General features: G+C 63.6%; 12 protein-coding genes and 1 pseudogene. 5 read left to right on the top strand and 8 right to left on the bottom strand.

Annotated elements, in window-relative coordinates:
* Window positions 1-61: 61 nt before the first annotated feature.
* Together EPO55_RS00065 and EPO55_RS00060 are read left to right on the top strand one after the other, a co-directional pair.
* The gene (locus tag EPO55_RS00065) at window positions 62-1099 is read left to right on the top strand and encodes a cyclase family protein (protein ID WP_296334298.1); all 1038 of its coding nucleotides are present in this window, start codon (window positions 62-64) and stop codon (window positions 1097-1099) included.
* Complete coding sequence (locus tag EPO55_RS00060) at window positions 1096-2202, top strand: FkbM family methyltransferase (protein ID WP_296334296.1); 1107 nt, start codon at window positions 1096-1098, stop codon at window positions 2200-2202. Before EPO55_RS00065 ends, EPO55_RS00060 begins: the two co-directional genes overlap by 4 nt.
* On the opposite strand, the gene EPO55_RS00055 is transcribed toward EPO55_RS00060, so the two are convergent.
* Together EPO55_RS00055 and EPO55_RS00050 are read right to left on the bottom strand one after the other, a co-directional pair.
* Window positions 2199-2651 (bottom strand): DNA polymerase III subunit chi, encoded by a 453-nt coding sequence (locus EPO55_RS00055; RefSeq protein WP_296334294.1) that lies wholly within the window; start codon window positions 2649-2651, stop codon window positions 2199-2201. The two genes, EPO55_RS00060 and EPO55_RS00055, sit on opposite strands and share 4 nt — an antisense overlap.
* A gap of 7 nt (window positions 2652-2658) precedes the next feature.
* The gene (locus tag EPO55_RS00050; RefSeq protein WP_296334292.1) at window positions 2659-4152 is read right to left on the bottom strand and encodes a leucyl aminopeptidase; all 1494 of its coding nucleotides are present in this window, start codon (window positions 4150-4152) and stop codon (window positions 2659-2661) included.
* A gap of 146 nt (window positions 4153-4298) precedes the next feature.
* Here EPO55_RS00050 and EPO55_RS00045 point away from each other — a divergent pair, with 146 nt between their 5' ends.
* Window positions 4299-5630 carry a nucleotide sugar dehydrogenase gene (locus EPO55_RS00045; protein WP_296334290.1) on the top strand — a complete coding sequence of 444 codons (1332 nt, stop codon included), beginning with the start codon at window positions 4299-4301 and terminating at the stop codon, window positions 5628-5630.
* 452 nt (window positions 5631-6082) lie between these two features.
* On the opposite strand, the gene EPO55_RS00040 is transcribed toward EPO55_RS00045, so the two are convergent.
* The 4 genes from EPO55_RS00040 to EPO55_RS00025 all read right to left on the bottom strand — a co-directional run bounded on the left by EPO55_RS00040 (window position 6083) and on the right by EPO55_RS00025 (window position 10092).
* Window positions 6083-7027, bottom strand: a complete 945-nt coding sequence (locus EPO55_RS00040) for a glycosyltransferase family 2 protein (RefSeq protein ID WP_296334288.1) — start codon at window positions 7025-7027, stop codon at window positions 6083-6085.
* A gap of 89 nt (window positions 7028-7116) precedes the next feature.
* Window positions 7117-7896: an ABC transporter ATP-binding protein gene (locus EPO55_RS00035; protein ID WP_296334287.1), complete on the bottom strand. Its 780-nt coding sequence runs from the start codon at window positions 7894-7896 to the stop codon at window positions 7117-7119.
* The gene (locus EPO55_RS00030) at window positions 7886-8800 is read right to left on the bottom strand and encodes an ABC transporter permease (RefSeq protein ID WP_296334285.1); all 915 of its coding nucleotides are present in this window, start codon (window positions 8798-8800) and stop codon (window positions 7886-7888) included. Before EPO55_RS00030 ends, EPO55_RS00035 begins: the two co-directional genes overlap by 11 nt.
* A gap of 159 nt (window positions 8801-8959) precedes the next feature.
* Window positions 8960-10092, bottom strand: a protein-coding gene (locus EPO55_RS00025; RefSeq protein WP_296334284.1) for an IS3 family transposase whose coding sequence is annotated in 2 segments (ribosomal slippage) — window positions 8960-9831 and window positions 9831-10092 — 1134 coding nt in all. Because the reading frame shifts where the segments join, the coding sequence is not laid out codon by codon here.
* Between the two features lie 354 nt (window positions 10093-10446).
* Here EPO55_RS00025 and EPO55_RS00020 point away from each other — a divergent pair.
* Window positions 10447-11187 carry a class I SAM-dependent methyltransferase gene (locus EPO55_RS00020; protein ID WP_296334282.1) on the top strand — a complete coding sequence of 247 codons (741 nt, stop codon included), beginning with the start codon at window positions 10447-10449 and terminating at the stop codon, window positions 11185-11187.
* Window positions 11188-11205: 18 nt separating this feature from the next.
* On the opposite strand, the gene EPO55_RS00015 is transcribed toward EPO55_RS00020, so the two are convergent.
* Window positions 11206-12309 carry a class I SAM-dependent methyltransferase gene (locus EPO55_RS00015; RefSeq protein ID WP_296334280.1) on the bottom strand — a complete coding sequence of 368 codons (1104 nt, stop codon included), beginning with the start codon at window positions 12307-12309 and terminating at the stop codon, window positions 11206-11208.
* A 418-nt stretch (window positions 12310-12727) separates the two neighbouring features.
* Window positions 12728-13531 (bottom strand): annotated as a pseudogene (locus EPO55_RS00010) (IS3 family transposase); the annotation flags it as partial.
* Window positions 13532-13599: 68 nt separating this feature from the next.
* Here EPO55_RS00010 and EPO55_RS00005 point away from each other — a divergent pair.
* On the top strand, window positions 13600-14649 hold the full coding sequence (locus EPO55_RS00005; RefSeq protein ID WP_296334279.1) for an IS110 family transposase: 1050 nt from the start codon (window positions 13600-13602) through the stop codon (window positions 14647-14649).
* The last annotated feature ends 48 nt before the right edge of the window (window positions 14650-14697 follow it).

Below are 14697 nucleotides of genomic sequence, written 5' to 3'. Positions count from 1 at the left end.
GCGTGATGACGCACGATGGGGTCGCGCGCTACTGTCCCCGGCGAAAAGGGGGAGAAACGTCATGAAGCGCTGGAAGCACCGCCCCGAGGGTTCGACCTGGGGGGACTGGGGCGACGACGATCAACTTGGCCGCCTCAATCTCATCACCCCCAAGAAGGTTCTCGAGGGTATCGCCGAGGTCAAGGAAGGCCTGTCGTTCTGCCTCAGCCTGCCGCTCGATTTCCCCGGCGGCAACGTGCTCAACCCGCGTCGGCTGCCCCCCGTGCTGTCGCCGACCGGCGACGAGAACGGCTGGCGCTTCAACTTCCATACCAAGACCATCAACCCCTTGTTCATGGACGTGGCCAGCGACGACCGGGTCATCCTGACCCTGCAGTACTCGACGCAATGGGACACCCTCGCCCACGTCGGCGGCATGTTCGATGCCGACGGCGATGGCGTGGCCGAGCCGCTCTACTACAACGGCTTCAAGGCAGGCTCGGACGTCGTCGGCCCCCTGCCCGACGCCGGCCGGGACGGCTGTGGACACCTCAGCTACGCCCACAAGCTGGGGGTCGAGAACATGGCCGCCAAGGCGATTCAGGGCCGTGCGGTCATGGTCGACCTCGAGAAGCACTACGGCCGCGGCCATAAGTATGTGAACTACGACGATTTGCGCCGTGTGCTTGAGGCCGACAAGGTGGTAATCGAGCCGGGCGACATGTTGCTGCTCTATACTGGCTTCACTGACGAAATCGTCAAAATGAACAAGAAGGTTGACCCAGACCGTGCCCACGCCATGTGCTGTGTCCTGGATGGCCGCGACAAGCGGCTTCTGCAATGGATCACCGACAGCCAGATTTCTGCACTCATCGCCGACAATTACGGTGTCGAGGCCGTGCCCGCGAAACCAGGGCCGGATGATGCGGAGCATCCCTCGCTGCCAATTCACAATCACTGTCTTTTCAAGCTTGGACTGAACCTGGGGGAAATCTGGTGGTTGCAGGATTTGGCACTGTGGCTCCGCGCCAAGAAGCGCTCCCGCTTCCTTCTGACAGCCCCGCCGTTGCGCCTGCCGGGCGCCGTCGGATCGCCCGCAACGCCGGTAGCCACGGTGTGACCCTCGGCATGGGCGGCACATTCCCGGCGCTCGTCGCCGACGGCCTGCGGACGGAGCGATTTACCCTGCTGGATGTCGGCTGCTCCGGCGGCATCGAGCAGCAGTGGCGGGTCTTCGAGCCGCGGTTGCGCGCGCTCGGCATCGACGCCAGCGAGGCCGAATGCCGCCGCCTCGCGGCCTGCGAGGCCAATCCCGATATCGAGTATCTGGCCGCCTTCGTCGGCCGACGGGCCGACAAGATCGTCGACCTTTCTGCCGGTCCGGCCGCCCCCTTGATCATGCGGATGCGTGATCGCCTGAGCTTCATGCGCACGCGGGAAATCCGCGAGGCGCGTCTCAAGGGAGCCTCCGCCGAGGAGCAATTCCGCAACAATGCCTGGGAGATGACGGGCCTTGCGGACCCGGCGAAGCCGGTCGTCGTTCCCGGCCTGCTCGCGGCGCGCGGCCTGACCGACGTCGATTATCTCAAGATCGACATCGACGGTGTCGATTACGAGATCCTCCGTTCGTTCGATGGGCGCTTCGAGCCGCTCGGCCTGCTGGCGGTCCAGCTCGAGGTCAACTTCATCGGCTCAGGCGCTACCGACGAACATACGTTTCACAATACCGACCGCTTCATGCGTCGCCAGGGCTTCGACCTCTTCCGCCTCGATGTGCGCACCTATTCCACGCGCGCACTGCCGTCACGCTACGTCTGGCCGACGCCGGCCGAGACCCTGTCGGGACGCCCGTTCCAGGGCGAGGCCTACTATGCCCGCGACATTCTGGGTCCCAAGGGGGCGGAATGGGCCAAGCAGCTCAGCGCCGAAAAACTCGCCAAGCTCGTGGCGGTGTTCTCGGCCTGGGAGAACCCCGATGCCGCGGCCGAGTTGCTGCTAGGGCTGCGCAACCGGCTCTCGACGGTATTCGACGTCGACGCTGGCCTCGATCTTTTGGCGGCGCAGACCCAGGTGGGGGTGAAGCGGCCGCTCAGCTATCGCGAATATATGGCCAAGTTCGAGGCCGACTCACCGGACTTCTATCGGCCCGAGGGCGATATCCCGATGCGCGAGCGATGGAAAGCCGCCTGGAACGGCTTCTGGAAACCCCGCCTGCAGCGCTAGGCCTTTTTCTCCCAGCCGCCGCTGTCGGTCTGCTGCCAATACGCCATGACGTGGCCGGCAGTCTTGTAGATCTTCCAGCGATCGCGGGCATCGGCTACCGCCGCGTCGTCGCGGCCGTCGAACAACTCGAAGCACCGCTTGTAATCGGCCACATGCACGGATCGAGCGTGGTCTGCAACGAAGAGGTAGCCCGCTCCATTCGGATTCTCGTCGAGATGGGTCAGCCACACCGGCTGGCGGTCGGGGTCGCCGTCGCGGGCTGCGCCGTGCGGCAGGAAGCCGTTGGGATCGAAGGTCCAGAGATGGGTGTTGAGAGCGTCCACCCGCTCCGGCGAACCCAGCATCACGACAGCCCGTTCCCCTGCCTGCAGGGTCTTGGCCAGCAGGCGGGGCAAGGTGTCCTCGAGCGACGATCGGGTCAGGTGGTAGAAATTGACCTCGGTCGCCATCTGCTTGTCAGCGCTCGTAATTGTCGGCGATCAGCCGGTCGAGCAGGCGCACGCCATACGCCGTGGCACCCTTGGGCGTCGTGTCGTCGCCCTTGGTCGACCAGGCCATGCCAGCGATGTCGAGATGCGCCCAGGCGACACCATCCTGCACGAAGCGCTGGAGGAACTGCGCGGCCGTGATCGAGCCGCCATCGCGGCCGTTGCTGACGTTCTTCATGTCGGCGATCTCGGAGTCGATCAACTTGTCGTATTTTGGCCCGAGCGGCATCCGCCAGAGCTTCTCGCCGATCTGCGAGCCCGCGACGCGCAGCCGCGTGGAGAGCTGCGTGTTGTTCGAGAAAAGCCCGGCGCGTTCGTGACCGAGCGAGACGATGATGGCGCCGGTCAAGGTCGACAGTTCGACCATGGCCTGCGGCTTGAACTTCTCCTGCGCGTACCACATGGCATCGCACAGGATCAGCCGCCCCTCGGCATCGGTGTTGATGATCTCAACCGTCTGACCCGACATCGATTTCACGACATCACCGGGCCGCGTGGCATTGCCGTCCGGCATGTTCTCTACGAGGGCGCAGACGGCGACGACATTCGCCTTCGCCTTGCGGCCGGCGATCAGGCGCATGGCGCCGGTGACGGCACCGGCACCGCCCATGTCCCACTTCATGTCCTCCATGCCGCCGGCCGGCTTCAGCGAGATGCCGCCGGTGTCGAAGGTGACGCCCTTGCCGATCAGCGCGACCGGTGCCTGGTTCTTCGGTCCGTTCATCCAGCGCATGACCAGGAGTTGCGATTCGCGCTCGCTGCCCTGGCCTACTGCCAGCAGGACGTTCATGCCGAGCTTCTTCAACTCCGCTTCGCCCAGGATCTCGACCTTCACGCCGAGCTTCGTGAGTTCCTTCGCACGGCGGGCAAACTCGACGGGGTAAAGCATATTCGCCGGCTCGCTCACGAGGTCCCGGGCGAAGAAGACGGCGTCGACAGTGGGTTCGAGCTGGGCATAGGCCTTGCGCGCCTCAGCAGGGCCCGCGACGACGACGGTGAGGTGCTCGAGGGAAAGTTTCTGCTCGGGCTTGTCCTTGGTCTTGTACTTGTTGAATCGGTAGTTGCGCAGGCGCGCGCCCAACGCGATGTGGGCCGCGATCTGGCCCGGCGACAGCCGGCTGCCTTTTACCGGGTCCACGACCACCGTGACCGCCGCGTGGCCCGCCGCGTTTGCCGCCGCCGCAACCACGCCGCCCAAGCCTTCCGCAGTGCGAGCGTCGAGCTCGCGCCCCTTGCCCACCCCCAGCAGCATCAGCCGGGCGATATCGCCAGATTGGCCCAGGATTGTGAGGGTCTGGTTCTTGGCACCCGTGAAGCGTCCTGCGCCAAGAGCCCGCGTGAGGCCGCCTCCAGCCTTCGAATCGGCAGCCTGGGCCGTCGCCAGGAGCTGCTTGTCAGCGGCCACGAACATCGCAACGTTGCCCGAAAAGGCCTTCGGAAAGGCCGAAAACTCAACTTTCATTCGATTCCCTCGCTCTTAGCGGGCAATTCTTCGCCCCTGCGGCGCTACCGCGCAAGGCGCGAATTGCGCCCAACCGATGCCAAATTCGGGGTGGCGTCCCGTCGTTCCCGACAGTATCAGTACCGGCCCTCAAAACGGGAATGGAAATGACAGCAACTCTGCCTCGCGTCTCGGTCGTCGGTCTCGGCAAGCTCGGAGCTCCTCTCGCGGCGGTGCTCGCCAGCCGCGGTTTCAATGTCATCGGCCTCGATGTGAACAAGACGTTCGTGGACGCCATGAATGCCGGCAAGATGCCGATCGTCGAGCCGCAGCTCAACGAACTGATCGCCGCCAACCGGGAGCGCCTGTCGGCCACGATGGACGCCAACGAGGCGATCCAGAAGAGCGACGCCAGCTTCGTGATCGTGCCGACCCCGTCGGACAGTACCGGCTTCTTCTCCAACCGCTTCGTCCTGCAGGCGATGGAGACGCTGGGCAAGGCGCTCAAGGCCAAGAAGGGCTATCACATGGTGGTCATCACCAGCACGGTGATGCCCGGCACGACCGACACCGAAATCAAGGCGGCCCTGGAGAAGGCCTCGGGCCGCAAGGTCGGACCGGATCTCGGCCTCTGCTACAATCCCGAATTCATCGCGCTCGGCAGCGTTGTGCGCGACATGCTGTTTCCCGACTCGATCCTGATCGGCGAGAGCGATTCCAAGGCGGGCGACATGCTGCAGACCATCTACCTGCAGATGTGCGAGAAGAAGCCGCCGGTGCAGCGCATGAACTTCGTCAACGCCGAGCTGACCAAGATCTCTGTGAACACCTACGTCACCACCAAGATCTCCTATGCCAACATGCTGGCCGACATCTGCGACCGCATTCCCGGCGCCGACGTCGATGCCGTGACCAAAGCACTGGGCGCCGACACCCGGATCGGCGCGAAGTACCTCAAGGGCGCGATGGGCTACGGCGGCCCCTGCTTCCCGCGCGACAACGTGGCCTTCGCCGCCTTCGCCCGCAAGATCGGCGCCCGCGCCGATGTGGCCGAGGCGACCGACCGGATCAACAACTACCAGATCGACCGGCTCTCGGGCCTGGTCGCCAAGTTCGCCAAGGCCGGCACGCGCATCGCCATCCTGGGCCTCTCCTACAAGCCGCAGACCCCGGTGGTCGAGGAAAGCCACAGCGTGAAGCTGGCGGCCAAGCTCGCCGACCAGGGCTACGTCGTGGTCGTGCATGATCCACTGGCCCAGGACGCGGCCATCGGGGTGCTGGGCGACAAGGTCGTGGGCGCCTCCTCGATCGAGGGCGCGGTCCGCGACTGCGACCTGCTGATCGTCGCCACCGGCTGGCCGCAGTACAGGGACATCGACCCGTCCTGGTGCAAGCGGAGCAACGGCCACCGCCTCACCGTGCTCGACCTCTGGCGAACCCTGCCGGCCGACAGATTCGCCGACGTGGCAGACGTGCTCTATCTCGGCTCCGGGCGGTAAACACCGTCGCGGCACCAGCGTAAATGATGGAAATGCCCAAATCTAAGGGCTTTCCGGTGCTTCTCCGGAGACACCAGGACGTTACGTTTTTGTCTACTTTGTCTCCGGGCGCATGTGGGGCCGACGCTGGTTCGTCGGTCTGATTTGGCTTTCATGTCGTTCAGGGGACGCCCAGGGCGCCCCGGGGACACCTCCGGACCTTGCTATCGGCGGGGAGGCTCGCGCGGTCGGCTGGTTCCGCCGTCGTCGGATTTCGAGGCACGGTCAGGACCGTGCAGGGCAAATGCCCGATTGCTGGACTGGCCAGGTGGCGACGCAAAGCGCGTCAGGATATCGAACTTCTACCCATAAACCTGCTGATCTTGCAACTATTTCATCAAGAGAATCTGCAAACCTCCCTTGTCGAATTCACATCGCTTGAACCGAACGCCTTGTGTGTTGAAAGGGCTGATTTACTTCGGTCCGCCCACGATGTCGCGGATCATGAACAACGGCCGGCCCTTGCTCTGATCGTAGAGCCGTCCGAGATAGGCACCGATGATGCCCAGCATCAGGAACTGCATGCCGCCCAGCAGGCCGAGCGCCGCCATGAGCGACGTCCAGCCGGGCAGGTTCGAATGCATCACCCAGCCGACCATGGAATAGATGAAAAAACCTAACCCGACCCCCGCCATCACCCAGCCGATCGTCATCGATGCCATGAGCGGCACCACCGAGAAGGCGGTGATGGCGTCGGCCGCGAAACGGATCATCTTGCTCAGCGGATACTTGCTCTCGCCGGCCACCCGGGCGTGGCGGTCGTAAATCAGGGGCACCTGTCGTCCGCCGATCCAGGCCACCATGCCGCGAATGAAGCGGTGACGCTCGGGCATGGCGAGCAGCAGGTCGAGGACGCGGCGGGTCACGAGCCGGAAGTCGCCGGCATCGGCGGGAATGTCGACATCGGTCAGCCGGTTGATCAGGCGGTAGAAGCCAGCGGCCGTCGCGCGCTTGAACAGGCTCTCGCCGTCGCGCTGCCGGCGTTGGCCGTAGACCACGTCGGCGCCCTGATCCATCAGGGCCATCATGTCGGGCAGCAGCTCGGGCGGATCCTGCAGGTCGGCATCGATGATCAGGATGCGTTCGCCTCGGCAGACCGACAGCCCGGCCGTCAGCGCGAGCTGGTGGCCGTGATTGCGCATCAGGCGCACGGCCACGATCCTCGGATCGGCGGCGGCAGCGGCCGTCATGACTTCCCAGGTCCGGTCGCGCGAGCCGTCGTCGACCAGCACGACCTCTGCAATTCCGCCGGCGGCGTCCAGCACCGCGCCGACACGGCGCAGGAATTCGGGCAGGACCTCCTGCTCGTTGTAGCAGGGAGCCACCACCGAAAGCGCCGGACGGGGAAGTTCACTCATGGCCGCGACCAATTGCCTTCACGATCTTGCCCCTTTAGACCGATGCTGCAAACAAGCTTGAGACCAACCCGAAGCCCGCCGGTCGTGCCCTACTGATCCGCCGCCGAGAAGCGCCTGACATCGTCGCGCTCATCGCGTGTGGCTTGCACATAGGACCGAATAACGCGTTGCGGTTCACCCTGCTCGCGGATACGCCCATTATCGATCCAGATCGTGTGATTGCAGAGGCGACGCACCTGATCCACGGAATGACTGACGAAAAGAAGCGTGCCCTGCTTCTTGAAGCTGTCGATCCAATCGAGGCATTTCCGCTGGAACGCAGCATCTCCGACGGACAGCGCCTCGTCGACGATCAGAACATCCGCCTCGACATGGGCGCAAATAGCAAAGGCAAGCCGTGTGCGCATGCCGGTTGAATAGTGCTTCAGCTGCTGGTCCATGAACGCGCCGATCCCGGCGAACTCCGCGATCGAATCGAATTTTGCGATGACCTCGGCGCGCTTCAAGCCCATCACCGCACCGGCGATCAGGACATTCTGCCGGCCGGTCGAATCCTGATCGAAAGTCGCCCCCAGCGCGAGAACCGGGGCAACCCGTCCCCTCACCCAGATCTCGCCTTTTGTCGGACGGGTCATGCCGCAGACGATCTGCAGCAGCGTGGATTTCCCGCAGCCGTTCCTTCCCAGGATTCCGATGCTATCTCCCCGCCGCACTTCAAGATCAATGTCGCGCAGCGCCCAGAAGGGTCTCGAGTACGTCTTGAATCTGCCAAACAATGCCTGCTTCACCCAGGCGCCCTGATCCTTGTAGAGCGGATAGGCCTTGGCCAGATGGCGTGCATGAATGACGACAGGAGCCTCAGAGGACATCGGCGATATTGGCCCTATTCTGATTGAAGAACCAATAGCCGAACCAGAACATCGCCAGTGAAATGAAGAACGTCCATGCCGTCACTGCGAGTCCTGGCAGTCGACCGAAGAAGACGAGGTCTCTCACGATCTCCACGAAGCCCGTCAGAACATTGGCGTAGATCAAAACGTCCATCGGCGGAGGCAGGACTTCCTGGGAGAAAAAAACCGGCGTCGCAAACAGCAGCAAGGGCGCGATCGTCATCATCAAGTACGAGACATCCCGCGTGAACGCCCCCAAAGCCGACAGGAACCAGGTCAGCCCGACCAGGAAGGCCATGAACGAGATCGCCCAGAGCGGCAGGAAAATGACGGTCCAGCTCAGGGAGCCTGTAAAGGCGAGTTGAGCAACAAGCATCAACGCCAGGCCGATCCCGGCATAGGCAGAGGCCCGCAGGGTCGAGATGACGGCGAGCATTTCTGCCGGGAACAGGGTCTGCTTTATGAAATGCGCGTATTCCTGAAGCAGCGACGGTGCCCTGTAGGTCATCTCGGCAAAGAAATTGAAGGCGATCAGGCCGCCGAACACAAAGAGCGAGTAGTCATAGGCCGACTTGGCAGCGGTCTTGTTGGGCAATACGGCGGAGCCGCCAAATGCGAAAGTGTATGTCAACAAAGCCAGCAGCGGCGCCAGGAGCGCCCAGACCCAGCCAGCCTGAGAGCCTTTGAAGCGTTCGTCGAGTTCGCGCTTGAGGATCACCCTGATCAGGTCGCGGTGACGGTACGCCGACACAAACGGCGCGCGCAAAAATCGGATGAAAAGGCCCCACGGGCCAAGGTTTCCGTCGATGACCGATTCGCCATCGACGACATGCAGCAACAGCGCGTCGCTGTGACCGGTCTGATGTTCTGGTTTCTCGATCATGGATTTTGCGACAAGATTCCAGAGGTGGCTCGGTTTGTTTGGACAGATTTCCGAGCTTCCTAAGTGGAGCCTCTGCCGGTTGGTATCGCCGTGATGCTCTCGCCGCGCAGGGAGGGCGTAGCCCGACCGAAGTGGCGAGAGCATCACGGCGGCAAAAAGTCATGCCGCCCGCGCCAGGATCGCGGCGCCGCCGAAGTAGGCGCGATCGGGCGTGCGGGCGTCAAGGCTCGAGTGCGGGCGCTTGCTGTTGTAGAAGTCCAGATAGCGACCCAGCGAGGCGCGTGCCTGGCTGACGCTGTCGTAGGCCCTCAGATAGACCTCCTCGTATTTGACCGACCGCCACAGCCGCTCGACGAAGACGTTGTCGCGCCAGGCTCCCCGGCCATCCATGCTGATGGCGATGCCGTTGTCGGCCAGCAGGCCGGTGAAGGCCGCGCCGGTGAACTGCGAGCCCTGGTCGGTGTTGAAGATGCCCGGCTTGCCGTGCCGGGCCAGCGCCTCCTCGACGGCTTCGAGGCAGAAGCCCACCGCCATGTCGATCGAGACCCGCCAGGCCAGAACCCGGCGGCTGAACCAGTCGACCACCGCGGCCAGGTAGACGAAGCCGCGCGCCATCGGGATGTAGGTGATGTCCATCGCCCATGCCTGGTTCGGCCGGTCGATCGCGAGGCCACGCAGCAGATACGGGTAAATCCTGTGCCCGGGCGCGGCCTTGGAGGTGTTGGGCCGCCGGTAGATCGCCTCGATCCCCATCCGCTTCATCATCGTGCGAATGCGGCAACGACCGATCTCGACGCCCTCGCCGCGCAGCAGATCGCGCAGCATCCGGCTGCCCGCGAACGGGTAATCCAGATGCAGCTCGTCGATCCGCCGCATGATCGCCAAATCGGCCGGTGACACCGGCCGAGACCGATAATAGAGGCTGCTCCGGCTCAGCTTCAGAACCTTCGCCTGACGCGTCAACGGCAGGTCGTGCGTACGGTCGATCATCGCTTGGCGCTCAGCATGCCGGCCTTGGTGAGCGCGCCTTCTAAAAAATCGTTCTCCAGCGTCAGCTCACCGATCTTGGCATGCAGCGTCTTCACGTCGACCGCCGGCCCAGGTCGAGCCCCGTCCGGGCCGAACACGCCCGTCGCCCCTTCGAGCAACCGGCCCTTCCAATCGGTGATCTGGTTCGGGTGGACATCGAAATACTGCGCCAGCTCCGCCAGCGTCTTGTCGCCCCTCAAGGCCGCCAATGCCACCTTCGCCTTGAAGGCCGCCGTGTGGTTCCGTCTCGTCCGTCTGCTCATGGTCTCTCCCGATCTGCGGCATCCTCGCCGCGTTCAGGCAGAAACTCCACTTACCCGACTGTCCAGATTCCCCAGGCCACCTCTCCCTAACGCCATCCGGCACCGCAAACCAACTGTCGCAAAGACTTCCATTGCGGCGTCATCCAGCAAACACTCATATTGAGACTGTCCTGCGCCGTTGAGCAGCAAAAGGCTTTAGCCGATGTCCAGCCCGCTTTCGTACGGGATACCCGGCGAGTCGAGGCGATCTTCTACTTGAGAATCCCCAGATATCCAACCTTTGGCGCTTCCGAAGTATTGGCAAGATTCGCTCGTCAGTGGTTAGAATCACGCAACTTCAGGAGTCATTGGAGCGTGGAAAGTCCGGAATACGAATTGATGCATGCGGTCGAAGACCGCATGTGGTGGTACCGCGGCTTGCGGAAGCTGGCGGCCGGGCAGCTCGCCCACGCCCTTTCCAGCGCGCCGGCCAGCGGCCCCGTGATGGACGCCGGCTGCGGCACTGGCGGCATGCTGCGCGTTCTTGGCGCCAACGTGGCAGGCCGGGTCACCCTCGGGCTCGATTTCAACCCCGTGGCCGCCGCCATGGCGCTGGCCAAGGCCGGCCGGCCGGTCATGTCAGGTTCGGTCAACGAAATGCCCGTCGGCGACGGCATGCTGGGCGGATACGTGTCACTCGATGTTCTCTGCCATGCCGGCGTCCAACCGGAACGCGCGCTCAGCGAGGCCCGCCGCTGCCTCCAGCCTGGGGCGGTCGCGGTTCTCAACCTGCCGGCCTATGCCTGGATGTTCTCGGCGCACGACAGGCGCACGCAAAATGCCCGGCGCTTCACCCGTGGCGAGGCGCGCGCGCTGATGGCACGGCACGGCTTTCGCACCCTCCGGGCGAGCTACTGGAACATGTTCCTCTTCCCTCTGATGCTGCTTCATCGCCTGATCGAGCGCGACGACGCGAAGAGCGATGTGCGCGAATATCCGCGCTGGCAGAATGTCATTTTCTCGGCGGCGCTGACCGTCGAGCGCGCCATCATCGCAACCGGCATCAGCCTGCCGTTCGGCGGTTCCTTGCTCATCGTGGCGGTACGCCAAGGCTGATCAGCGATGGCATTCTCCTCAGGCTGCTTCTCGCAACGTAACCCGGCGCACCGTGAAGATGCTCTGGCGGTCTTCGTGGCGGTTCCTGAAGACGAGATGTTTGGGCCGCCCGGAAAACCGCAAGGCTAGCGTCTGAATGTCCGGCCCGCTGTCAACTACGAGTTCCGAATCGGGCAGGTGGGCGTTGTGATCGTCGGTCAACCCCAGCCCGACCACCCCTTGCCTGACATCGACGGTCACCTCTATTTCATAAGGGCCGGTCAAAGCATCCAAGAACGGCGCAAGGTCAATCCGGGCAATTGGATGGAACGCGCCCTTCGATCCGGCAAAAGTCCAACCGTCGCGCTCGCCGGCTTCGAAAATCACCGGACCGGGGATGTCGATGAACTTTCGGCTGTCCCGGCCCATCCCCAGAAATTCGAGATCTACCCAACGCTGATCGCGCGAGCGCAGGTCGAAATCCAGAATGATCTTGAACGTCGCCGGGTGAAGGCGCCGCCGAATTTTCTCCATATCGTACCATTCTACCCAAGGCGTACGCTCGCCATCAGTACGCTGTCCCCATTTGTCGAACGACAGCGCTCCTTCGCGGAGCCACCGCTCGCGCGGATAGACGAGTTCGATCCACCGCCCTCCGACCTTCAGCAAACGCAGGGCATTGAGGGCTTCCAGACGGGTGATGTCGTAGAGGACGTGGTGAATGGAGCCAACCACAAGGATCGCATCGTAACCCGGAGTCAGGGCCTCGAAGGACAGATTGTCGTCGATCAGATGGAACTTGGCCTCGAGCCCCTTGAGGGCTGCCACACGCCGGATGGTCGCGAGGTTGTTCGGCACGATATCAGCAAAGGTCCAGTGCGCGCCGAACGCCGCCATCGGGATGCCATCCACCCCCGCCCCGGAACCAATCTCCAGGACTCGTTTTCCAGCAAAATAGTCGCGATACAAAGGGCGGAACCAAGCCATCGCCCCAGAGGCCCGCCGCTCGGCCATCCGCCCCCAGGACGCCAGGAACTCCCCATCCGGGAGATCCAGCAACCCCGCCGAGAAGACGCGCCCATCCACGTCGTCGCCCGCGGGAACTTCACGCCACTTGTTACGGTACTTGTCCAACGTTTCCATGAAGCCTCCGGACGCTTAGTAGTTCATCTTCCGCGCGCAGTTAAGATGCCGAAGATGTCCGGTCCGGCGACTTTCTCAACGGGGAATCCAGCAGCGTGGCCCGGCTGCAAATTTGGCCGCGCTTGTCGGAAAGGCGGTAACCCTTTGCCACTAACGGCGTTTTGTCGTGCGAATCAAAATCTTTCCGAGCGCTGTGAGTCTAGGAGTAAGCGCTACGTGGCGTCATCAAAGCCCCGAGCCTGACCTGCCCTGATTCTTCGGACCACGGTTAACTTGGAAGAACCGGCGTCTCCTGGTCGTTCGATTGTCCCTTCAAGGACGATGTTGCAACGGGCCGGGGCGCGAAGCCCCCATGTCGCGCAGCGTCCCGGCCCGTTGCGGAAGCGGGAGCTGCGTTGGTGTTTTGAAGCTTTGCGGCGAACTCGGCCGGCGTCAAATATCCGAGGCTCGAATGCGGGCGAACTTCGTTGAAGTGTCTGCGCCAGGCTTCGATCACGACCTTGGCCTGTGCGCGCGACAAGAACCACTCCATGCCCAGGCACTCGTCGCGGAACTTGCCGTTGAAGCTCTCCAGCGCGCCGTTCTGCCAGGGCTTGCCGGGATCGATCAGCGCGGTCTCGATCCCCTGATCGACGATCCACTTCAGGAGCGCCCGCGAGACGAACTCGGGCCCATTGTCGGAACGAAGATAGAGCGGCGCACCGCGCTCGCTGACCAACCGCGACAGCACCTCGATCACACGGCCCGAGCGAATGCGGCCATCGACCTCGATCGCCAGGCCTTCTCTGGTCCACTCGTCGGTGACGGTCAGGCACTTGAGCTGCTGGCCGTTGGCACACCAGTCGAAGACGAAGTCGTACGACCACACCTGGTTCGCGCCGGTTGGCGCCTTTGGCCGTGGCCGGCCGGTCGCGATCCGTTTGCGCGGGCGCTTGCGTGGCACCTGCAGCCTGGCCCGTCGCCACAGTCGATAGCAGCGGCCCCAGCTCATGGCATGGCCCTCGCGATCGAGGAAGATGCGGATACGACGGTAGCCGAAACGCGGGTACTGCGCGCCCAGCGCCGCCATGCGCGCCAGCACAGCGGCATCCTTCTCGACCTTCGTCGATCGGTAGCCCAGAGCCGAACGGGCCACTCCCAGCAGCGTGCAAGACCGTCGTTGCGACAGGCCGCGGCGCCCTGCATACGCCACCTGCTCGCGACGGGCCGGCACGCCTACCATTAATAGGATGACCTGCCCCACCTTCCATCGCACGCTAAGGTCTCCACAACAAAGGGAAGGAGTGACAAATGGTCCGCAATGCCCCTCGAGATGCCGCCGTCTATGGCGTCGATCTCGGCAAGAACGTGTTCCATGTCGTGGGTCTCGACGGCTCTGGCGCGGTGGTCCAACGGGTGAAGTTCAAGCGTGACACGTTGCTCACGTTCTTCGAGCGTGCGCGATGCACCCTCGTGGGTATGGAGGCCTGTCCTGGCTCGCAGTGGCTGGCGCGCAAGCTGCTGGCAATGGGCCACCAGGTCCGCATCGTCGCGGCGCAGTTCGTGAAGCCCTATGTCAAATCGCAGAAGAACGACACCATTGACGCCGAGGCGATTGCGGAAGCCGTGACACGCCCGACGATGCGCTTTACTCAAGTTCGAACGGCCGAACAGATCGATCTCCAGGCCCTCCATCGTATACGAGATCAGCTTGTCTCCAGCCGCACCCGGCTCATCAACCAGATGCGCGCCTTCTGTCTCGAATACGGGGCTGCCATCGGGCAAGGCGCAGGCCTGTTCCGGCGTGATCTGCCTGGTGTCCTGGCCGATGACGGCAACGATCTCACGCCGGCGATGCGGCGGATGCTGGGCGAACTCTTCGAAGACGTTGCCCACCTCGACCGGCGCATCGCCGCTGCAACGCGGGAGATCGAAGGGCTGGCGGCCCGCGATGATCGCACCCGACGTCTCATGACCATCCCTGGCTTCGGCCCACTCGCGGCGACGGCTCTGCTCGCCGCAGCGGGCGACGGCCGCCAGTTCCGCCGCGGCCGCGATCTCGCCGCGTGGCTTGGTCTCGTGCCTCGGGAATACTCGACCGGCGGCAAGACAACATTGCTCGGCATCAGCAAGCGCGGGAACCGCTACTTGCGACGTCTTCTGATCCACGGCGCTCGATCGTGCGTGACGCACCTCGACCGGACGCGCGACCGTCTCGGCAAATGGCTCGACGCGCTGCAAGCGAGAATGCACGTGAATAAAGTCGTCGTTGCGCTTGCGGCAAAGATCGCCCGCATAGCTTGGGTGATCGTCACGAAGCCAGGCGCGCTCTACGAAAGGCGAGACCCGGCCGTCGCCTGATCGCGACGCCCAGGCAGAAAGCGAGGCTCGGTGAAGTGATGACGAAAC

The organism is Reyranella sp. (assembly GCF_004296935.1).
In the GTDB taxonomy this organism is placed as follows: Bacteria; Pseudomonadota; Alphaproteobacteria; order Reyranellales; family Reyranellaceae; genus Reyranella.
Note: the sequence above shows the minus strand (reverse complement) of the source record. Positions and strands in the feature narration are given on the sequence as shown.